The organism is Pseudoduganella albidiflava (genome assembly GCF_004322755.1).
Taxonomy (GTDB): domain Bacteria; phylum Pseudomonadota; class Gammaproteobacteria; order Burkholderiales; family Burkholderiaceae_D; genus Rugamonas; species Rugamonas albidiflava.
Window position 1 is genome coordinate 3,298,561 of record NZ_CP036401.1, and the last position, 21,626, is coordinate 3,320,186.

18 protein-coding genes are annotated in these 21,626 nt (G+C 67.7%); 14 read left to right on the forward strand and 4 right to left on the reverse strand.

Translation table 11 applies throughout. The annotated features are described in order from the left end of the window. Positions 1 to 42 precede the first annotated feature (42 nt). The 13 genes from wrbA to EYF70_RS13740 all read left to right on the forward strand — a co-directional run bounded on the left by wrbA (position 43) and on the right by EYF70_RS13740 (position 14,684). On the forward strand, positions 43 to 651 hold the full coding sequence (wrbA, locus tag EYF70_RS13680) for an NAD(P)H:quinone oxidoreductase (protein ID WP_131145902.1): 609 nt from the start codon (positions 43 to 45) through the stop codon (positions 649 to 651). Beyond that, a complete protein-coding gene (locus tag EYF70_RS13685) occupies positions 651 to 1,058 on the forward strand; it encodes a DUF2069 domain-containing protein (RefSeq protein WP_131145903.1) in 408 nt (135 codons plus the stop codon). Before wrbA ends, EYF70_RS13685 begins: the two co-directional genes overlap by 1 nt. A gap of 5 nt (positions 1,059 to 1,063) precedes the next feature. After that, entirely contained in the window at positions 1,064 to 2,482 is a 1,419-nt protein-coding gene (locus EYF70_RS13690) for an FAD-binding oxidoreductase (RefSeq protein ID WP_131145904.1), read from the forward strand. After that, complete coding sequence (locus EYF70_RS13695) at positions 2,479 to 2,904, forward strand: DUF4124 domain-containing protein (RefSeq protein WP_131145905.1); 426 nt, start codon at positions 2,479 to 2,481, stop codon at positions 2,902 to 2,904. The genes EYF70_RS13690 and EYF70_RS13695 overlap by 4 nt, the downstream gene beginning before the upstream one ends. Positions 2,905 to 2,987: 83 nt before the next feature. Further along, entirely contained in the window at positions 2,988 to 5,546 is a 2,559-nt protein-coding gene (locus EYF70_RS13700; protein ID WP_131149085.1) for an ABC transporter permease, read from the forward strand. Beyond that, positions 5,547 to 6,683 carry a lipocalin-like domain-containing protein gene (locus tag EYF70_RS13705; RefSeq protein WP_131145906.1) on the forward strand — a complete coding sequence of 379 codons (1,137 nt, stop codon included), beginning with the start codon at positions 5,547 to 5,549 and terminating at the stop codon, positions 6,681 to 6,683. Between the two features lie 15 nt (positions 6,684 to 6,698). Beyond that, positions 6,699 to 8,546 carry an ABC transporter transmembrane domain-containing protein gene (locus EYF70_RS13710; RefSeq protein ID WP_131145907.1) on the forward strand — a complete coding sequence of 616 codons (1,848 nt, stop codon included), beginning with the start codon at positions 6,699 to 6,701 and terminating at the stop codon, positions 8,544 to 8,546. Then, entirely contained in the window at positions 8,539 to 9,654 is a 1,116-nt protein-coding gene (locus EYF70_RS13715) for a threonine aldolase family protein (RefSeq protein ID WP_131145908.1), read from the forward strand. Before EYF70_RS13710 ends, EYF70_RS13715 begins: the two co-directional genes overlap by 8 nt. Next, positions 9,651 to 11,138 (forward strand): DEAD/DEAH box helicase, encoded by a 1,488-nt coding sequence (locus tag EYF70_RS13720; RefSeq protein WP_131145909.1) that lies wholly within the window; start codon positions 9,651 to 9,653, stop codon positions 11,136 to 11,138. Before EYF70_RS13715 ends, EYF70_RS13720 begins: the two co-directional genes overlap by 4 nt. 58 nt (positions 11,139 to 11,196) lie before the next feature. Continuing rightward, a complete protein-coding gene (locus tag EYF70_RS13725; protein ID WP_131145910.1) occupies positions 11,197 to 12,168 on the forward strand; it encodes a thymidylate synthase in 972 nt (323 codons plus the stop codon). Between the two features lie 117 nt (positions 12,169 to 12,285). After that, positions 12,286 to 12,663 (forward strand): hypothetical protein, encoded by a 378-nt coding sequence (locus EYF70_RS13730; protein WP_131145911.1) that lies wholly within the window; start codon positions 12,286 to 12,288, stop codon positions 12,661 to 12,663. Between the two features lie 381 nt (positions 12,664 to 13,044). After that, on the forward strand, positions 13,045 to 13,626 hold the full coding sequence (locus EYF70_RS13735) for a TetR/AcrR family transcriptional regulator (protein ID WP_131145912.1): 582 nt from the start codon (positions 13,045 to 13,047) through the stop codon (positions 13,624 to 13,626). Next, complete coding sequence (locus EYF70_RS13740) at positions 13,623 to 14,684, forward strand: DUF418 domain-containing protein (RefSeq protein WP_131145913.1); 1,062 nt, start codon at positions 13,623 to 13,625, stop codon at positions 14,682 to 14,684. The genes EYF70_RS13735 and EYF70_RS13740 overlap by 4 nt, the downstream gene beginning before the upstream one ends. Before the next feature lie 11 nt (positions 14,685 to 14,695). Here EYF70_RS13740 and EYF70_RS13745 read toward each other — a convergent pair whose 3' ends face one another. After that, positions 14,696 to 15,727 (reverse strand): AraC family transcriptional regulator, encoded by a 1,032-nt coding sequence (locus tag EYF70_RS13745; protein WP_229420854.1) that lies wholly within the window; start codon positions 15,725 to 15,727, stop codon positions 14,696 to 14,698. Between the two features lie 210 nt (positions 15,728 to 15,937). Here EYF70_RS13745 and fabF point away from each other — a divergent pair, with 210 nt between their 5' ends. Next, the gene (gene fabF, locus EYF70_RS13750; protein ID WP_229420911.1) at positions 15,938 to 17,176 is read left to right on the forward strand and encodes a beta-ketoacyl-ACP synthase II; all 1,239 of its coding nucleotides are present in this window, start codon (positions 15,938 to 15,940) and stop codon (positions 17,174 to 17,176) included. Between the two features lies 1 nt (position 17,177). Here the strand turns inward: fabF and rrtA are convergent, their stop codons facing one another. The 3 genes from rrtA to EYF70_RS13765 form a co-directional block, all read right to left on the reverse strand. Beyond that, the gene (rrtA, locus tag EYF70_RS13755; RefSeq protein ID WP_165497664.1) at positions 17,178 to 17,768 is read right to left on the reverse strand and encodes a rhombosortase; all 591 of its coding nucleotides are present in this window, start codon (positions 17,766 to 17,768) and stop codon (positions 17,178 to 17,180) included. Beyond that, the gene (gene rhlP, locus EYF70_RS13760; RefSeq protein WP_131145916.1) at positions 17,761 to 18,585 is read right to left on the reverse strand and encodes a rhombotarget lipoprotein; all 825 of its coding nucleotides are present in this window, start codon (positions 18,583 to 18,585) and stop codon (positions 17,761 to 17,763) included. Before rhlP ends, rrtA begins: the two co-directional genes overlap by 8 nt. 120 nt (positions 18,586 to 18,705) lie before the next feature. Beyond that, the gene (locus EYF70_RS13765) at positions 18,706 to 21,576 is read right to left on the reverse strand and encodes a carbohydrate-binding protein (protein WP_131145917.1); all 2,871 of its coding nucleotides are present in this window, start codon (positions 21,574 to 21,576) and stop codon (positions 18,706 to 18,708) included. Between the last annotated feature and the right edge of the window lie 50 nt (positions 21,577 to 21,626).

The window sequence follows — 21,626 nt, forward strand, 5'->3', positions numbered from 1 at the left end:
CCTGTCCCTGTCGACGCGATAAAGCGTTCTATAATACCAACGATGAACGCGCCCAATCTGATTATCCTCGTTTTGTTCTATTCCCGGCATGGGGCCACCCGCAGGCTGGCCGAGCTGATCGCGCAGGGCATCGAAAGCGTGCCCGGCTGCGATGCGCGGCTGCGCACGGTGCCCGCGGTGTCCACCGTCACCGAGGCCACCGAGCCGGAGGTGCCGGTCGACGGGGCGCCCTACGTGGAACTGGCCGACCTCGATGAATGCGCCGGCATCGCCGTGGGTTCGCCCACCCGCTTCGGCAACATGGCTTCCGCCATGAAATACTTCTGGGACGGCACCTCGAGCCAATGGCTGTCCGGCAGCCTGGCGGGCAAGCCGGCCTGCGTGTTCACCTCCACCGGCAGCCTGCATGGCGGCCAGGAATCCACCCTGCTGTCGATGATGATCCCGCTGCTGCACCACGGCCTGATGGTCATCGGCCTGCCCTACACGCATCCGGACCTGATGACCACCTCGTCCGGCGGCACGCCGTACGGCGCCAGCCACTGGGCCGGCGTGGATGGCCGCAAGCCCGTCACGGACGAGGAAAAGCGCATCGCCGTGGCGCTCGGCAAGCGGCTGGCCGAAACGGCCGTCAAGCTGCGGGGCCGGTAATGTACGGCGCGCGCCAGCAGGTATTGTGGTGGGGGGCGCTGGTCAGCGTGGCCGCGCTGATCGCCTTGTGCCTGTTGTGGGAAACCGTGCTGGCGCCGCTCAAGCCCGGCGGTTCCTGGCTGGCGCTGAAGGCCGTGCCGCTGCTGTTCCCGCTGATCGGGGTATTGAAGCGCGACCTGTACACGCTGCAATGGTCGTCGATGATGATCCTGGCCTACCTGGCCGAAGGCGTGGTGCGCGGCTACAGCGACAAGGCCATGCCCTGGCTGGGCTGGGCCGAGGCGGCGCTGGTCTTCGTGTTCTTCTGCTGCGCGCTGCTCTATGTCCACCCGTACAAGCGGGCCGCGAAGAAGGCCGCGCGCGAACTGCTGGACAAGGTTGCCCGCAGCCGGAACGGCCACAAGTAAGCGCCATGACGGCATTCCTCGACCGCTGCCGCGCGATCGCCGGCGCCGCTGATTCCGTCGACTACGTGCTCGATACGCCGGCCGCCATGGCGCCGTACCTGCGCGACTGGCGCGGCCGCTTCACGGGCAATGCGCTGGCCGTGCTGCGCCCCGGCAGCGTCGACGAAGTGGCCCAGCTGGTGCGCCTGTGCGCCGAGGAACGCGTGCCCATCGTGCCGCAGGGCGGCAACACGGGCCTCGTGCTGGGCAGCGTGCCCGATGCCAGCGGCACCGCCGTCGTGCTGTCGCTGGCGCGTCTCGACCGGATCCGCAGCCTCGACCCGGTCAACCGCACCGTCACCGTCGATGCCGGCGTCATCCTCCAGCACGTGCAGGAAGCGGCGGCCGCCGCGGATTGCCTGTTTCCCCTGTCGCTGGCGGCCGAAGGCAGCTGCACGATCGGCGGCAACCTGTCCACCAACGCCGGCGGCACCGGCGTGCTGCGCTACGGGAACACGCGCGAACTGTGCCTGGGCCTGGAAGTGGTCACGCCGCAGGGCGAGATCTGGTCCGGCCTGCGCGGCCTGCGCAAGGACAACACCGGCTACGACCTGCGCGACCTGTACATCGGCGCCGAAGGCACGCTCGGCATCATCACCGGCGCCGTGATGAAACTGTATCCGGCGCCGAAGGCATCGGTCACCGCGCTGGCCGCGCTGCCATCGCCGGAGCACGCGCTGCGGCTGTTGTCGCTGGCGCAGGACCGTGCCGGCGCCAGCCTCACCGGTTTCGAACTGATGTCGGCGTTCTGCCTGGCGCTCGTGGCGAAGCATTTCCCGGCCCTGCCACGCCCGTTCGCGGCGCCCTCACCGCAGTACGCGCTGCTGGAGATTTCCTCGAACGAGTCGGAGGCGCATGCGGTGGCGCTGCTGGAAGGGGCCATGGGCGCGGCCTTCGAGGCCGGCATCGCGCTCGACGCCGTCGTCGCCACCTCGGTCGCCCAGTCGCGCGGCCTGTGGCACCTGCGCGAGCACATCCCGCTGGCCCAGGCGGCGGACGGCAAGAACATCAAGCACGACATCTCGCTGCCGGTATCGTCCATTGCCCGTTTCATCGCGCACACCGAACCGCTGCTGCAGCAGGCATTTCCCGGCTGCCAGCTGGTCTGCTTCGGCCACCTGGGCGACGGCAACCTGCACTTCAACGTGGCGCCGCCGCCGGGCATCGACAACGAAGCCTTCCTGGTCAACCAGGCCGCGGTGAACCGCGTGGTACACGACGCGGTCGCCGCCTTCGGCGGTTCGATCTCGGCCGAACACGGCATCGGCGCCCTCAAGCGCGACGAACTGGCGCGCTACAAGTCGCCGGTGGAGCTGAACCTGATGCGGGCGATCAAGGCGGCGCTCGATCCGCTGAACATCATGAATCCCGGGAAGATCCTGTGAGGCTCCTGTTACGCGCACTGGCCCTCGCGTCGGCCATCGCCCTGCCCGCCCATGCGCAGATGTACAAGTGCACGCATGGCGAGAAAGTCACGTACAGCGAAGCGCCGTGCGCACGCGGCGCGCAAACGTTGATGGCGCCGCCCGATCCCCCGGTGAGCCGGCCCGAACCCGCGGAACTGGCGCGCCTGCAACAGCAATCGGCCCAGCTCGAAGCGGCACGCCACGCGCGTGAAGCACGGGAAGACTACGCCGATGCCCTGCACGACCAGCGCGCCGCGCGGCGCCGCGAGCATTGCACGCAATTGCAGCTGGCCCGCAAATGGGCGGAGGACGACGTGCGCCGCGCCAGCCACCGCACCATCGACACGGCCCGCATCGCCGCGCGCCGCGCCGCCGAGCGCCACGCCGCTGCATGCAAGTGAACAAGCAAGTGAACAAGCAAGTGAATGAGCAAGTGAATGAGCAAGCGAGGCAGGCAGCGTTGGCAGGCACCACGGGCACCCTGATGCGCTGGCTGCTGCTGGGCGAATGGCGCGCGCACCCGGTGCGGGCGCTGACGGCGATCGCCGCCATCACGGTCGGTGTCGCCCTGGGTTTCGCCATCCACCTGATCAACGCCGCCGCGTTCAACGAATTCTCGGCCGCCGTGCAAAGCCTGTCCGGCCAGGCCGACGTGCAGGTCTCCGGCACGGAAGCGCTGTTCGACGAAGACATCTACCCACGGCTGGCCGGGCGCCCGGAAGTGGCGGTCGCCTCGCCCGTGCTGGAAATCAATGCCTCGCTGCCGGGCGGCGAGGAACCGTTGAAGCTCCTCGGGCTGGACGTGTTCCGTGCCGGCTTCATCACGCCGGACCTGGTCGGCGCGCCGGCCAGTGGCGTGGCCGGCGACACGCTGGGCAGCGACGCGCTGTTCCTGTCGCCCGCCGCGCAGCAATGGCTCAATGCACGGGACGGCACCAGTATCGCCTTCATGACCGGCACCGAAACCGTCACGCTGCGCGTTGCCGGCTCGCTGCAACGCGCCCGCGTGGGCCAGCGGCTGGGGGTAATGGACATCGGCGCGGCGCAGTGGCGTTTCGATCGCCTCGGCAAGCTGTCCCGCGTGGACCTGAAACTGCGTGACGGCATCGACCGCAACGCCTTCCAGGTTAAGCTGGCGCGCGAACTGGCGCGCGACTATCCGGGCCGCTTCCGCGTGGCCCAGCCGAACGATGCCGACCAGGAAAGCCGCACCAGCAACATGAGCCGCGCCTACCGCGTGAACCTGAGCGTGCTGGCACTGGTCGCGCTGTTCACGGGGGCATTCCTGGTGTTCTCCACCCAGGCGCTGTCGGTGATGCGCCGCCGCAGCCAGTTCGCGCTGCTGCGCGTGCTGGGCTTCGAGCGGCGCCAGTTACTGCGGCAGGTGCTGGTCGAAGGCGCCACGCTCGGCGTCATCGGTTCCCTGCTCGGCATCGCCGGCGGCTATGCGATCGCCGCGGCCGCGCTGCGCTTCTTCGGCGGCGACCTGGGGGCCGGCTACTTCGCGGGCGTCCAGCCGCAAGCGCAATTCACCCCGGTGGCGGCCATGGTTTACTTCGCGCTCGGCGTCGGCGTCGCCCTGCTCGGCTGCGCGGCGCCGGCATGGGAAGCGGCCCGCGCCGCGCCGGCCATCGCGCTGAAATCGGGTGCCGATGAAGTAGCGCTGGCCCGGCTGGCCCGCCCCTGGCCCGCGCTGGCCTGCCTGGCCGTGGCCGCCGTGATGTCCCGCCTGCCGCCGGTGGCCGGCCTGCCGGTGTTCGGCTACCTGTCGATCGCCCTGCTGCTGCTGGGTGGCATCGCGCTGATGCCGCGCATTGCCGCCGCGGCGTTCCGCTTCGCGCATGAGCGCTGGACAGCCGCCATGGCCAGCCGCGCCGCGACGGGACAGCGGGCCATCCCGGCCGTGCCCACGCTGACGCTGGCGCGCTTGGCCAACGCCTCCGGCCAGGCCGGCATCGCGCTGGGCGGCGTGCTCTCCAGCTTCTCGCTGATGGTGGCGATGGCGATCATGGTGGCCAGCTTCCGCGTCTCCGTCGACAACTGGATCCTGCAGGTGCTGCCGGCCGACCTGTATGCGCGCATCGCCAGCGCGGGCGGTACGGCGGGCCTGACGCCGCGCGAACAGGAAGCGATCCGCGCCGCGCCCGGCATCGCCCGCGCCGAATTCCTCCGGCTGCGCTCCGTGTCGCTGGCGGCGGACCGGCCCAACGTGGCGCTGCTGGCGCGCGACATCGACCCGGCGCAGCCTGAGAAAGCCATGGTGCTGGTCGGCGAACAAGTCGCTCAGCCCGGCGGCAGCCTGCCGCGCGCGTGGGTCTCCGAGGCGATGGCGGACCTGTACCGCATCCGTCCGGGCGACACGCTGCCGTTGCCGCTGGCCGGTTCCGCCGTGCCGTTCTTCGTGGCCGGGATCTGGCGCGACTACGCCCGCGTTTCCGGGGCGGTGATGATCGAACGCGCCGACTACGTACGGCTCACGGGCGACAACGATGCCAGCGATGCCGCGCTGTGGCTCGACCGGGGCGCCAGCGCCGCCGACGCGACCGTGGCGCTGAAGCGGCTGCCGTTCGGCGCCACGCTGGGCATCGAGGAACCGTCGGCCATCCGCGCGCTGTCGCTGCGCATCTTCGACCGCAGCTTCGCCGTCACCTACCTGCTGGAAGCGATCGCCATCGTCATCGGCCTGTTCGGCGTGGCCGCTACGTTCTCGGCGCAGACGCTGGCGCGCGCCCGCGAATTCGGCATGCTGCGCCACATCGGCGTCACGCGCCGGCAGATCCTGGGCATCCTGGCGTTCGAAGGCGGCGCGCTCACCGGCCTGGGCATCGCCACCGGCTTCGCGCTGGGCTGGGCGATCAGCCTGATCCTGGTGCACGTCGTCAATCCGCAATCGTTCCACTGGACCATGGAAATGCACTACCCGTGGCCGCTGCTGGGCACCGTGGCCGCCGCGCTGCTGGTGGCCAGCATGCTGACGGCGCTGGCGTCCGGCCGGCAGGCGCTGTCCGGCGACCCGATCCGCGCCGTGCGGGAGGACTGGTAGATGCGTATCCTGTGGGCCCTGGTCATGCTGCTGTGCGCGCCGCTGCTGGCGGCACCCGCCGCGCAGCCCCCGCAATTCTCCGCCGTGGTCCCGCTGGAAGACGGCCGGCAACTGGCCTTCCCGCGCGACTTCGGCGCGCACCCGTCGTTCCGCACCGAGTGGTGGTACGCCACCGGCTGGCTGACCACGGCCGCCGGCAAATCGGTCGGCTATCAGGTCACGTTCTTCCGGAGCCGCACCGAGACCGACGACGCCAACCCCAGCAAGTTCGCGCCGAAACAGCTGATCATCGGCCATGCCGCGCTGTCCGACCCGGCGCAGGGCAAGCTGCTGCACGACGAGCGCAGCGCCCGCGCCGGCTTCGGCCTGGCCTACGCCAGCGAGGGCGATACCGACGTCAGGCTGGACGACTGGCGCATGGTGCGCGGCGCCGACGGGCGCTACCGGATGAGCATTCCCGCCGCAGGCTTCACGCTGGAGCTGGTACTGGAGGCGACCCAGCCGGTGCTGCTGCAGGGCCGTGGCGGCTATTCGCAGAAGGGCCCGCGCCCCGAGCAGGCCAGCTACTACTACAGCAAGCCGCACCTGAAGACCTCCGGCACCATCGTGGGCGCGGACGGCAAGCGCAGCGCCGTGACGGGCGTGACCTGGCTCGACCATGAATGGTCCAGCCAGGTGCTCGATCCCGAGGCGGCCGGCTGGGACTGGGTCGGCGCCAACCTGGACGACGGCGGTTCGCTGATGGCCTTCCGCATCCGCCGCAAAGGCGGCGCAGGATCCGGCAATGGCAAGGGCGCCGGGACTGGCGAGAGCGGCGATGCTACACTGTGGGCCCACGCGACGTGGCGCGACGCATCCGGTAAGATCACGCATTTCGGCCCGGGCGACGTGAAGTTTACGCCGCGCACCCGCTGGCGCTCGCCCCGCACGGGCGCCGACTACCCGGTGGCCGTCACGATCGACACGGGCGGCACCCGCTGGCAGCTGGACCCGCTGCAGCCCGACCAGGAACTCGATTCGCGCCGCTCGACCGGCGCGGTGTACTGGGAGGGGGCGGTCACCGTGAAGCGCGCCGGCAAGCCGGCCGGCCGCGGCTACCTCGAGCTGACCGGCTATGTCCGGCCGATGAAACTATAAGAACGACGTCATAGAATGAGCAACAGCACCACCAGCAGCGCCCGCGAATCCGTGTCTCCCACTGAAGCCCGCGAACTGAAAAAAGGCAGCCTGGCCGCGTTACGGGGCCTGGCGCCATTCCTGAAACCCTACCGGGCGCGCTTCGCCATGGCCGGCGTGGCGCTGGTCGTCGCGGCCGGCGCCACGCTGGCGATCCCGTACGCGTTCAAGCAGATGATCGACCTGGGCTTCGGCGCCAAGGCCGGCGTGCACAGCGCCGAGCACGTGAATGCCGTGTTCCTCGCGCTGTTCGCCGTGGCCACGGTGCTGGCCCTGGCCACGGCGGCACGCTTCTACACGGTGTCGTGGCTGGGCGAACGGGTAGTGGCCGATATCCGCAGCGCCGTCTATCGCCACGTGGTGCGGCAGAGCCCCGCATTTTTCGAAACCACCCAGACCGGTGAGGTCCTGTCACGCATCACGACGGACACCACGCTGATCCAGGCAGTCGTCGGCACCAGCATCTCGATGGCGCTGCGCAACGCGCTGCTGTTCATCGGCGGACTGGTCATGCTGTTCGTGACCAGCCCGAAACTGACCGGCATCATCATCGCCCTGCTGGTGCTGACCATCCTGCCGATCGTGATGTTCGGCCGGCGCGTGCGCAAGCTGTCGCGCGATTCGCAGGACCGCATCGCCGATGCGTCGGCGGTGGCCGGCGAGATCCTGAACGCGATGCCGACCGTGCAAGCCTTCACCCACGAGGACATCGAGACGCGGCGCTTCGGCGGCGCGGTGGAAGGCGCGTTCGGCACGGCGATGCGCCGCATCCGCGCCCGCGCGCTGCTGACCATGCTGGCCATCGTGCTGGTGTTCGGCACCATCGTGTTCGTGCTGTGGCTGGGCGCCCACGCGGTGCTGTCGGGCACCATGTCCGGCGGCGAGCTGGGCCAGTTCATCCTGTATGCCTCGATCGTGGCCGGCGCGGTCGGCGCGCTGTCCGAAGTGATGGGCGAGGCGCAGCGCGCGGCCGGCGCCACCGAGCGCCTGCTCGAACTGCTGGCGACCCAGTCCGACATCCGCGAACCCGCGCAGCCGCTGGCGCTGCCGCCGCGCGCGGCCAACGGCGCGGCCCTGACGCTGGCCGACGTCACGTTCTCCTATCCGTCGCGCCCCGAGTCCGCGGCGCTGGCCCACCTGGACCTGGACATCCGGCCCGGCGAAACGGTGGCCATCGTCGGCCCGTCCGGCGCCGGCAAGACCACGCTGTTCCAGCTGTTCCTGCGCTTCTTCGATCCGCAGCAGGGCACCATCCGCCTCGATGGCGTGGACATCCGCCACCTGGCCCTGCACGACCTGCGCGGCGCGATCGGCATCGTGCCGCAGGATACCGTGATCTTCTCGGCCGACGCGATGGAAAACATCCGCTACGGCCGCGCCGGCGCCAGCGACGAGGAAGTGATCCATGCCGCGAAACTGGCGGCCGCCCATGAATTCATCGAGCGGCTGCCGAACGGCTACAAGTCCTTCCTGGGCGAGCGCGGCGTGCGCCTCTCCGGCGGCCAGCGCCAACGCATCGCCATCGCCCGCGCTCTCCTCAAGAATCCCCCGCTGCTGCTGCTCGACGAAGCGACCAGCGCGCTCGATGCCGAATCCGAGCGCCTGGTGCAATCGGCACTGGAGGCGGCCATGGTCGGCCGCACCACCGTCATCATCGCCCACCGCCTGGCCACCGTGCAGCGCGCCGACCGCATCATCGTGATGGAAGACGGCCGCATCGTCGAAACCGGCACCCACAAGTCGCTGGTGGCGCTGGGCGGCATCTATGCCAACCTGGCGGCGCTGCAGTTCCACAACGTCCACGTCGAGCACCATCATGAATAAACCCGCGCACCCGCCAGCCGGCGAGGCCGACCTGCGCCAGCAGTGCGCCACCGTCCTGCCGGGCCACCGGCAGCAGACACCCGCGCAGGTCTTCGCGGCGATGGCCGCATGGTGCGAACGGCACGGCATCGCGCACGACGTGTACGGGGAAGGTGAATTGATCCAGTCGCTGGAACGCAAGGTGGCCGCCCTGCTGGGCAAGGAAGCCGCCACGTTCTGCATCACGGGCACGATGGCCCAGGCCACCGCCTTGCGGCTGGCCTGCGCCGACCGCGGCAGCCGCCTGGTGGCCCTGCATGCCACCGCGCACATCCTGAAGCACGAGCGCGGCAACCACCAGCTGCTCGATCATTTCCACGCGCTGCAGGCCGGCAGCCCGCACCGGCCATTCACCATGGCCGACCTGGACGCCATTCCCGACCACCTGGGCGCGGTGTCGCTGGAGCTGCCGGCACGCGAGATCGGCGGGATATCGCCGGCCTGGGAAGAGCTGGAAGCCATCAAGGCCTGGTGCCGGGAACGGAACACGCACCTGCACATGGATGGCGCGCGGCTGTGGGAAGCCGCCGCCGGCTTCGGCCGCAGCCCTGCGGAAGTCGCGGCCGGCTTCGATACCGTCTACGTGTCGCTGTACAAGGGCATCGGCGGGATCGGCGGCGCGCTGCTCGCCGGCAGCGCCGCCTTCGTTGCCCGGGCGCAGGAGTGGTACCGCCGCCAGGGCGGCAGCATCATCCACCGCACCCCGTACGTGGTGGCCGCGGCCATGCAGATCGACGAGCGGCTGGCGGCGATGCCGGCGCTGTTCCGCCGCACCCAATGGCTGTTCGAGGCGCTGCCCGCCTATCCGATGCTGCGCATGAATCCGTTGCAGCCGCACGCCAACCTGTTCCACCTGCACATGCCGGTGGAGCGCGAGCGCGCGCTGGAGATCCGCAACGACATCGCCCGCGAACACGGCATCTGGCTCCACAATGCCGTGCACCACGGGCAGCTCGACGGCACCTGCTACACGGAGTGGTACGTGGGCGACCACCTGCTGGACCTGCCCGACGAGGAAGTCCACGTCGCGCTGGCGCTCTGGAACGCGGCACTGGAGGCGGCACTGTGACGTTCCGTTCCCTCAAGCTGATCGATCCGCTGCTGCGCACCCTCGATGAACTGGGCTACGACGAACCTACGCCGGTGCAGAAGCAGGCGATTCCGGCCGTGCTGGCGGGCCGCGACCTGATGGCCGCCGCGCAGACCGGCACCGGCAAGACGGCCGGCTTCGCGCTGCCGCTGCTGCACCGCCTCACGCTGGAAGGCGCGGTGGAACCGCTGGGCGTGCGCTGCCTGGTGCTGGCGCCGACCCGCGAGCTGGCCGAACAGGTCTTCAACAGCTTCCGCAAGTATGGCGCGCACGTGCCGCTGCGCTACGGCGTGGCCTATGGCGGCGTGCCGATCGAACCGCAGGTCAACAAGCTGAGGAAGGGCCTGGATGTGCTGGTCGCGACGCCGGGCCGGCTGCTCGACCTGCAGCGCCAGGGCGCCCTGAGCCTGGCCCGGTTGCAGACGCTGGTGCTGGACGAAGCCGACCGCATGCTGGACCTGGGTTTCGCCGCCGACCTGGACGCGGTGTTCGCGGCCCTGCCGGCCGAGCGCCAGACCCTGCTGTTCTCGGCCACCTTCCCCGACGCGATCCGCGCGCTGGCCGGCCGCCTGCTGCGCGATCCGCTGTCCGTGCAGGCCAGTCCCGCCAACGCGGCGGCGAAGACGGTGCGCCAGCTCGTCATCACCACCGACAAGAAATCCAAGCCGGACCTGTTCCTGCACCTGCTGCGCGAACGCGGCTGGGGCCAGGTACTGGTGTTCGCGAAGACCCGCAAGGGCGTCGACCAGCTGGTCGGCGTGCTGCAGCAGGAAGGCATCCGCGCCGATGCGATCCATGGCGACAAGCCGCAGCCCGCGCGCCTGCGGGCGCTGGCCCGCTTCAAGGCCGGCGACGTGCAGGTGCTGGTGGCCACCGACGTCGCCGCCCGCGGCCTCGACATCCTCGGCCTGCCGCTGGTCGTCAACCACGACCTGCCCACCGTGGCGGAGGATTACGTGCACCGCATCGGCCGCACCGGCCGGGCCGGTGCCTCCGGCGAAGCGATCTCGCTGGTGGCGGCCGATGAAGTCGAGCTGCTGCGCGCCATCGAAACGGTGATCCGGCAGGTCCTGCCGCGCGAGGAAATCGCGGGCTTCGAGGCCGACCACCGCGTGCCATCGACCGGCACGCCAACCCCGGTGGGCGGGCGCAAGGCTGCCGGGAAGCCGGCATCCACGCCGGCGAAGAAACCGGCCTCCAGGCCAGTCTCGAACCCGGCAACGAAACACGCTCCGGCAGCCGCGGCACCCGTCACGCCGCGTCCTGCCGGCGGCTTCGGATCGGCCGCGCCGGAGCGGCCGAAGGCCCCGAAGCGCGTGCCGCAAGGCGCCGTCGTCGTGGCGGCCGGCCGCGGCGCGAAGTCGGCCGCGAAGTCGGCCGCAAAGTCAGCCGCAAAGTCAGCCGCGAACCCGCCAGCGCAGCCCCCCAATAGAGGGCCGGAACGTGGCCGCAAAAAACGTTGATCAGCCGCTCACCTTGCCCTGACCTGATAGAATCGCCCGTTTTCAGCCGGAGAACCGCATGCAGCAGTACCAGCAACTGATCGAGACCGTCCTTGCCCAGGGTTCCTGGCAAGACAACCGCACGGGCATCCGCACGCTGTCCGTGCCGGGTGCGATGATGCGCTTCGATCTGGCGCAGGGCTTCCCGGCGGTGACGACCAAGCGGCTGGCCTTCAAGTCCGTGGTCGGCGAACTGTGCGCCTTCCTGCGTGCATCGCGCAGCGCGGCGGACTTCCGCGCGCTGGGCTGCAAGGTGTGGGACCAGAACGCCAACGAGAATGCGCAATGGCTGGCCAATCCCTATCGCGAGGGTGTCGACGACCTGGGTCCGGTCTACGGCGTGCAGTGGCGCCAGTGGCCCGGCTACAAGCTGGTCGATGCCGCCAACACGGCGCAGCGGGAAGACGCGTACCGCAACGGGTTCAGCGAAGTGGCGCCGCTGGTGGAAAACGGTGTCGAGAAAGTCCTGCTGTACAAGGCGATCGACCAGCTGCGCGAGTGCCTGGACACCATCGTCGACAACCCGGGCAGCCGCCGCATCCTGTTCCACGGCTGGAACCCGGCCGTGCTGGACCAGGTCGCCCTGCCCGCCTGCCACCTGCTGTACCAGTTCATCCCGAACGCGACGACCAGGGAAATCTCGCTGTGCCTGTACGTGCGCAGCAACGACATCGGCCTGGGCACGCCGTTCAACATCGCCGAAGGCGCCGCGCTGCTGCACCTGGTCGGGCGCCTCACCGGCTACACGCCGCGCTGGTTCACCTACTTCATCGGCGACGCGCACATCTACGAGAACCACATGGAGATGGTGCAGGAACAGCTCAAGCGCGAACCGTACGACGCGCCGCGCCTCGTGATCGCCGACCGCGTGCCGGAATTCGCCCGCACCGGCAAATACGAACCCGAGTGGCTGGAAAAGATCGAACCGTCCGACTTCAGCCTGGAAGGCTACCGGCACCATCCGCCGCTCACCGCGCCGATGGCGGTGTGAGAAGCGCGCAAGCTTCACGCAGCAGGTACCGCTTGAACATCGCTGTCGCGGATCTCGCGTATCGTCAGCCATGACCACGTCGAGCGGCCAGCGCAACGTCCGCAAGCCGGCATCGCCATGATCGCCGGCACCCCGTACAGTCCCGGGAAGGCATTCCTCGCGTTTGCCCGCCAGTTCATCGAGCACCTTGCCAGCGGCGAATACGGCCAGGCACTCGGCAAGCTGGATACGACTTCGCAACGGTGGAGCAAGGACGGTTTGCAGCGTGCATTGCGCGACGCGTGTGGCGATGCGCCGGTTACGTCCCCGCACGGGCTCACGCAGTCGGCCAGCCCCAGCCTCGAAGAGGTGGCCTTCGGGGAGTACCTGCTGAAGCACCCTTTGCCGCTGTCGGGAAAATGGGGACGTGCGCACGCACTTTTCCGATTCCGGCAAAAGCCCGGCACCGGTTCCTTCCACGTCGAATTGGTGTCGATCGGGCGCAGCAGCCGCTAGGCGGCCTTGAACCGGACACTCCGGTGCCTTGCGCTTTCTGGTCCAGGATCCTGGCGCAAACGTATGGGACGACAAGGACACGCTGCCGGTTGCCTGGCGAAAATGCAGGGCTCCCAGTTGCGCTCGCACTGCTGGGCCGCGCCAGGGCAGAGCGAGACCTGCGCAAGCACCGGGTCGATATTTTCCTCATGATCAGCTCGACGGCAAGGATCGACGGCCGATCCGGGCTGCTTTGGCCGTCGCGCGCAGGAACCTTAATGGTCCTATCGAAAGTGTCCGGCGATACGCGGAAGCCACTCGTTGTTGTAGAAACACGTCGAACAACCTTAACGATACGAAGGAAGGTTGACGGATGAACGAACGTTCGTTCATGATCGACGTATGAGAACCCAGACTCCAGCCCGACAGGACAAAATTATCGAAGCAGCAATCGCCTGCTTTATTCGCAAGGGATTTCATGCAACCAGCATGCGCGATATAGCCAAAGAAGCCAGTGTGAGCTTAGGCAATTTATATACCTATTTTCCGGGTAAGCAGCAATTGATCGCTGAGGTCGCAGAATTGGAGCGACAGGGACTGGCACCGATTCTCCAGAGTCTCGATGAAATCGTTTCACCGCGGATTGAAGATGTCGTACGCATCTTGATGGAGTATCGCGCCCTGAATCTTCAACCTGAATGGGCGATACTTTCCGCGGAATGTCTTGCAGAACTGGCACGAACTTCGGTACTACGCTCGGCCTTCAGCGAAAATCGGGTTCTCCTGTTAAATACATTCGCTTCCGCCATTGAGCGGGCAGCGGATACTGGCAGCTTGAGGCCAGCTGCCGAGCCGCTCGCCATTGCGCAGTTGCTGCTTGATGGGGTAGAGGCCGAAGCATTGCGTCACGCAATAGCGAACGAGAAAAACAGCAGCTCTGCAGTTATTTCCAGCCCACTCCTGCGCTGTTTATTATTGGCATGAATGATCCAATACGACACCCCAACCGGCTAGCCGGCATCGATGTCGCCCGCTATATTGCCCTCGCCGGCATGGTATTCGTTAATTTTCATTTAGCAATGCATGCGCAACCAGCCCGTCAGGATTGGCTGGATACGCTGTTCAAGGTCCTCGAAGGGAAAGCGTCTGCAACGTTTGTCGTTTTGGCTGGCATTAGCCTGGCACTGGCAACACGTTCAATGGACTCTGCCAAGGCGCGTGTATCGATTGCACCGCGTGCGCTTTTCCTGTTTGTCGCAGGCTGCGGGAATCTATGCATCTTTCCTGCGGATATCCTCCACTATTACGGTGTGTACTTCTTGCTGGCACTGCCTCTCATGCACGCACGTTCGCTGATTCTGGTGGTATTGATTTTTGTCGTCACAGTGATTTCACTCTGGGCGCAGCTCACATTTGACTACAGCACAGCCTGGAACTGGACAACACTTGAATATGAAGACCTTTGGACATGGTCGGGCTTCCTGCGCAATTTGCTCTTCAATGGATTCCACCCGGTACTTCCATGGTTTGCCTTCCTGATATTCGGGCTACTCCTGGCTCGCTTGCAGCTCGAGAAAAATCATGTGCAGGTCTTCCTCGCAATATCTGGCCTCATCATCATGGCGGGTACCAGCCGGGTCGCGCCCTATTTCGAGTCCTATTCCTTCCGATGGCTGTTCACAACAACGCCAATGCCGCCTGGGCCACTATATTTCCTGATGGGAGTCGGTACTGCAAGTTTCCTGATCGGAGGGTGCCTTTGGCTTGCTGCAAGAATGTCTTGTTTGGGGTGGATGGCAAAGGCAGGCAAGATGACATTGACCTTGTACATAGCTCACATTTTGATAGGAATGAGCATATTGGAATACTTTGGTCTACTCGACGGATCTGCCGGATTGATTACTACAGTGTGGTCTGCATCGATATTCCTGATCGCGGCAACTTTCTTCACAGTCGCGTGGGCAACTGTCCGGGAGCATGGGCCAATAGAATTATTGATGAGAAAACTCACCGCGCGTTCCAGCAAGGGCAGTGTCGCGTAACAAAAATCGGCTCACTCTCCCTGCCGCGTCCCCTTTCGGTAATCCGACGGGCTGCTGCCGGTCCAGTGCCGGAAGGCGCGGCAAAAACCCGTCGCATCGGAAAATCCCAGGTCGAAGGCCAGCGCGGCCATGCCCGTGTTGGAGCTGGCCAGCCGGTGCACCGCGATATCGCGCCGCAGCCCGTCCTTCACGGCCTGGAAGTGGGTTCCCTCCTCCGCGAACCGGCGGTTCAGCGTGCGGACGGAAACATGCAACGCCTGCGCCAGTTCCTGGATCGTCACCGGCCGTGCCAGGTTCTGTTCGAGATACTCGCGTGTCCTGGCCGAGATGGAGGCACGGTGCATTGCCGTAAACGTCCAGTCTTCCGGTGCGCGTTTCAGGAACGCCCACAGCTCATGCTTCTCGCGCCGGAACGGCTCCGTGCAATCCGCGTAGGCAAAGTAGATGCTCGTCTGGTCCGCATCGCAATGCACTTCGCCCGGATACAGGAAGGCGTAGTCCTCCGCATGCCTGGTCCTCGCGAAGCCGAATTCCACCCGGTGCAGGCCGATCTCCCGGCCGAGCAGCCAGCTGGCGATGCCATGCGCCAGCTTCATCATCAGCTCATGCCCCAGCGGTGCCACCGGCGTCCCGGCCGTTCGTGGCACGAGCGCCAGCCGCACCAGGTTGTTCCTGGTCGAGATCTGCAGGCGGTAGTCGTCCAGCAGCAGGTTCCAGAAGCGCACGAAACGGTTCTGGGCAACCAGCACGGTGGGTGCATCCAGCAAGCTGAGCATCAGGTACTTCAGCGTGCCGGTGCGGATCGGGCGCGACCACAGGCCCAGCATTTCGTCATCGAGCGTCGCCGCCACGGTGCGATACAGCGCCGCATACTGCTGGCGCGTCAGGCGCGCGTCCGGCTGGTCGAGCAGCGAATGCGGGATGGCGGCGCTGGCCAATACCTGCGCCACCACGTCTTCTCCGTGCCGGGTACGGACGAAGTGCAGCATCCCGTGCAGGAAATGCGCGGAAACGGTCAGGGTGCCGGGCGGAGAGTGCTGCATACGGCGATTATGGCGCATTTTGCATATTCGTTGGCGCGATACGGCAACCTTCCCTGCTATGCCTCCCTATACTGACGCCTGGATTCGATGCCAATCCGCGTGTGCGCCAGCCTGCGCGTGGCGTCTTTTGTCTATTCCTGAGTTTTATCGTTGCCGATCCGTCGGTTGAAGGGAGTGCATGTGAATACGAGACGCATCGTCGTGACGGGCATGGGCCTGGTGTCGCCATTGGGCAGTGGCGTCGAGGCCGTATGGCGCCGGCTCCTGGATGGCCGGTCAGGGCTGGTGACATTGCCCGGCGAGATCACCGAGGGCATCGCCTCCGGCGTGGCAGGCGTGGTGCCCGCCTTGACGCCGGACTGCCCATGGGGTTTCGACCCGGCCCTTGCCGTGGAAGCGAAGGACCTCAAGAAGATGGACCGCTTCAGCGTGTTCGCGCTGGCCGCCGCCCAGGAAGCGCTGGCGCAGGCCGGCTGGCACCCGGAGAGCGACGAGGCCCGCGAACGCACGGCCACCATCGTCGGCTCGGGGGTCGGCGGCTTCGGCGCCATCGTCGATGCCGTGCGCACCACCGATGGCCGCGGACCGCGCCGGCTGTCGCCCTTCACCGTGCCGAGCTTCCTGGCCAACATGGCGGCCGGCCACATCTCCATCCGCCACGGCTTCCGCGGCCCGCTGGGCGCGCCCGTCACCGCCTGCGCCGCCAGCGCCCAGGCCATCGGCGACGCGCTGCGCCTGATCCGTGCCGGCGAAGCCGATGTCGCCGTGTGCGGCGGCGCCGAGGCCTGCATCGACCGCGTCAGCTTCGGCGCCTTCGCCGCCGCCAGGACCATGTCGACCGGATTCAACGGCGAACCCACCCGCGCATCCCGCCCGTTCGATGCCGGGCGCGATGGCTTCGTCATGGGCGAAGGCGCCGGCATGCTCGTCATCGAGGAACTGGAGCACGCGCTGGCGCGCGGCGCCACGCCGATCGCCGAAGTGCTGGGCTATGGCACCAGCGCCGACGCGTACCACATGACTTCCCCGCCAGAAGACGGCGCCGGCGGGCGGCGGGCCATGGAACTGGCCATCCGCCAGGCAAACCTGGCACCCGCGCAGATCGGGCACCTGAATGCGCACGCCACGTCCACGCCGGTCGGCGACACCAGCGAGCTGGCCGCCATCCGGGCCATCTTCGGCACGGGCAAGGGGCCGGCCGTATCGGCCACCAAGTCGGCGACGGGCCACCTGCTGGGCGCCGCGGGCGGCGTGGAAGCCATCTTCACCGTACTGGCCCTGCGCGACCAGCTGGCACCGCCCACGCTGAACCTGGGACAGGCCGATCCGGCGACGCAGGGCATCGACATCGTCAGCGGCGCGCCGCGCGCGCTGTCGACCGACTACGCCATCTCGAACGGCTTCGGTTTCGGCGGCGTCAACGCCAGCCTGGTGTTCGGCAGGGTGTAGTTCAGCCTACGGTCATCCGGTTCGCGGTCGTCCGGCCGGGAACGATCGCCGCGGCGCACGCGCCGGCCAGCAATCCCAGCCAGTGTGCCTGCCACGCCACCGCCACCCCGGCCGGCAGGCCGGCCACCGTCGCAGCCGGCGCGCTTGCTTCCCAGGCGATTTTCGCCACCAGCACCGCCGCCGCGCAGGCAACCGGCCAGCGCAGCGCCGGCCGATCGCGCCATGCCAGCACACCGGCCAGCGCGGCAACCAGCATCGACAGCCCCGAAACCCCGCGGTACTCTGCCAAGTCGGGCGCGCATGCCAGCAAGCCGGCGGAAATCCCTGCTGCGCCGGCTGCCAGGATGATGCCGAAGCGGCGCGCGCCGAGCATCGACTCCGCCAGCAGCCCCGCCGCCAGCAGCGCCAGCGCATCCGCTGCCGCATGGGACAGCGAGTAATGCACCAGATGACCGGTCCACAGCCGCCACACCTCGCCGTGCAGGATCGCGGCGCGCTCCCAGGCAAGGGCGGCGGCCAGCCGGTCGCCCAGGCCATGCGCCGCCACGCACAATGCCGCCAGCACCGGCGTCACCCGCACGCGTTCAGCCACGGCGCCGCACCGCCCAAGCCGCCACGCCGGCCAGCACCAGCGCCACCGGCCATCCGGTGCCGCCCGCGCCGCGCGAGCCGGGCTTGTGCTCGACCTGGATGCCCGGATCGGATTTCACGCGTTCCTTGAAGTTCGCCAGCTCGGCCTGCACGTTCGGGATCAGCTGGTCGACGGCCTGCGCATAGCCATCGGTCTGCGCGACCCGGATCTTCTCGCTGTAGCCCATCATCGTCGACGATCCCTTCACCTGGCTGGTCCCGGGCGCGCGGAACAGCAGCTTGCGGCTGCGCACGTCGAAGACGGCGGCGTCCACCATCGTCTGCACGTCGTACCGGTCGCCCTTGATCACGTAGGCTCCCACCACGGTCCAGTACAGCACGGCCAGGCGGCTGGTATCGTTGAAGCGCACCTGGTCGTACGACACCAGCGCGATCACGTCGACATTGAACATGCGGGCCACCTGGTCGAGATTGTCGAAGCCGCCCCGCGCGCGCAGGTAGGTGCCCGGGATGACCTCGATGCCGCTGATGGCATCGTGCTGCGCGAACGCGCCTTTGACGCGATCGAGCAGCTGGCGCTGCGCCGTTTCATTCAACCCGCCGTTACGGCCACCGCCCGGCACGAAGGCGATGCCGACGCGCAGCGGCAGGCGCAGCCGCGTTACGGTGGGCGCCAAACTCGGCGCCTCTTTGGCGTCCGGGTACAGGTAGTCGACGATGCTGCCCGCCTGGCGGATGCCGCGCTCGCCCGTCATCGAGCCGCAGCCGGCCAGGGCCAGCACGGCAAGCGCGCACCAGATGATTCTGTTGAGGTTCATGTCTTCCCTTCCGTAATGGGCCGAAGGCCGGCCGGTCGGGAATTGTCACATCGGCTTGTGGGAGAACAAACAGGCAAGCGATACGGCCGCGCAAGGCGCGACCGGCGGTATCGGAATGCGCTACCGCCCTGTCGCGCCACCACCCGCGGCGGCCGGCGCGGCGCCGAAACTCACCCGGTCGAGGTTCATCAGGCTGTCCTGCGAGCTGCCGTGGAAGCGCAGGAAGACATTGTGCACGCCCGTCACGCGCTTCACCGGCGTGGAGACCGTGGTCCAGGCCTTGCCTTCGGCGCCGGCCGGCACCACCAGCGAGCCGATCGCATCGCCGGCCACGTCGTCCAGCACGACCTCGATGCCGGCGCCGGGCACCGCGCCCATCACCGTCGCCGTGAAGCTGGTCGCACCGCCCGCGCCGAAGTCGACCCGCGAGAACTGCAGCCAGTCGAAGTTGTTGATCGACGACACGTAGGAACGCCCGGTGGTATCGACTTCCACGGAGGTTCCCGCCGACTTGCCGGCTTTCGACGCCTGCACCGGCTTGTAGGGATCGATCCTGGCGAGGCTCTTCGAGTCGACCGGCGCCGGCCGGGTGGACTTCGCCGGCGGCGGTGGCGGCGCCGCGCCCGGCGAGCCGGAGACGGTGACCTTCAAGCCGGATGCGTCGACCGTGCCATGCCAGTCGACCGCCAGTTCCTTCGCATATCCGCTGCCGGTGCGCCTGACCGGCAGCTTGCGGCCATTCACGGTCACCGACACATCGTCGCCAAAGTCGTCGGCAAGGTGCAGCGTGCGTACCTCCACCGGCGCATCGGGCTTGAACAGCAGTTCCTTGTCCTGGCCATGCTGCCCGCCCGTGGTGACGCTGACGGTGCCGTAGCCGTCCGGCGACGCGTACAGCGCCTCCGTCATCCGCCCATTCATCTCCGGCAGCACGATCGGCTTGAGCCACAGCGCCTTGCTGCGCGCATCGCGGTGGTAGCCGACGATGTCGTAGTAGTTGCGCCACAGGGCCGGCAGGCTGATGTACTGCTTCTTGCTGCGGATTTCCGTCGCCACCGGCACCGGCGTCTTCACCAGCGGCAGGATGTTCAGCGGGTGGTTGAACACATGGTTGCGGTCCAGGTACTGGCGCTGGTACGCATCCTTCTGCAGCGCCGCCCACTCGCCGGCCCGGCGTGAATTGAGCAGCAGGCCGCCGTAATGGGTGACGATGTACGGCGTCCATTCGTCATACGTGCCGTCCGCGTAGCCCAGGCCCCGGTAGTACGGCTGGTAGTAGTCGTTCAGCCTGGCGAGCACGAAGTCGTGGTCCGCGGCCGGCCAGATCTCGCCCAGCTTCATGGTCAGCGCCAGCCACTGGCCGCCGAAGTATCCTTCGCTGTGCTTGCCCAGCCGGAAACCCGCCTCGTTCAGGTAGCGCGCGCGGAACGATGCCACCACCGTGTCGTAGGCTGTCTGGTAGCGCGCCGCCAGCGCGGCCTCGCCCTGCTCCGTGGCCAGCCGCGTCATCAGCTTGTACGCGACGGCCGACAGGCTGGCGTTGAACGGATTCGGATCGCCGCCGGCGTCATACGAATTCTCGGAGTGGTCGAACGTGTACGGGTACTGCTTGCTGCCATACTGCTCGACCTGGTCGAGGATGCGCTGCGCCGCGCGCTTCACGTTCGGCCAGATCGCCTCGAACTGCGCGCGGTCGCCCGTCGCTTCATAGGTTTCGTAGGCGGAAACGATGAACCCCGCATTCAGGTCCACCCACCTGGCGATATCGCGGTAGTCGGCATGCTCGGTATCGTCCCAGTCCACCATCACGGAGCGCAGCGCGCGGTCGGCACCCACGTCCATCTTGTTGGTGTCGTGGTGGATCTGGCCATTCTTCATCTGCGTGCGCGCCCAGTACTTCAGTTCTTCCCAGGCGAAGAACGGCAGCAGCTGGCCCATGATCTGGCGCGCGTGCCACATCTGGTCCATCGTGCCGAAGCAGGTCCACTGGCCTTCGGCGAACGCGACTCGGCCATCCTTCTTGTACATCGAATTGGTGGACAGGTTGGCCAGCGTGTTCAGCGTCTGGTTCTTCAGCCAGTCCGGCAGGTTCGAGGCGCGCATCCGGTCCACCAGCTCCCCGGCGTTCGCCCGCAGCGCGCCGAAGTGCGCCAGGCCGGCATCGGCGACGGTGGAGGAATCGCGGTGCTGCCCGAGGTACCACGACCGTTCGGGATCGGAATCCTCGTACCACGCCAGCACGAAGCGGACGCGCCGGGTTTCCCCCGACGCCAGCCGCACCTTGACCGCTGTACCGGTCACGCCGCCGGCTCCCTCGTCGCTGGCCAGTCCGCGCGCCAGGAAGCCCGCCTCGCCACCGGCGCTGATGACGGCCGGCTTGCCTTCGGCCGCGGCGTAGACGGACCAGGCCCTGGAACGGAAACCCTTGCCGGGCACGGCATGGACGGCAGCATTGCCGACATCGAGCCGCAGCGCCAGCGCGGCTTCCGCCGCCGTCGCCCCTTCGTTGACCAGCGTGAATTCATAGAAGGCGTAGGGAAGGCTCATGCGGCCCGGATCGCGCCGGTCGAACGGCGCGAATGCCGTCATCCGGACGGCGATACCGGCCGTCGACCCGAAATTCACCCGGTGCAGCGGCCAGATCGCATCGTCGTCCGGCTTGCCGTCCACCTGCCTGGCCTTCAAGGTGCCCACGGTGGCCACCTTGCCGTCGCGCTGCGTGAACAGCGCGAACCCGGCATGCTTCAGGCGCTCGAAATCGTAGGCATCGGCGGGCGGGCGCAGCATCGCCGCGAACGTGCCGGTGTTCGCGTCGAACTTGACGGCGCCGGCGCCGAAGCCGCCCAGCGGCGCCCCGGTGGTGCCGTTGACGGCATATGCCGCGACCTCCGCGCCGGAGCGGCTTGCCTGTGCGGACAGTGGGGTCGAAACGAGCGGAAACGCGACAAGGAGGAGAACGGGGATGATGGCAGCGGCACGCAATGGCTTCATGGCGATCCTGGAAATGGCGGCGCGCCGGCATGGCGCACCGCCTGGATTCT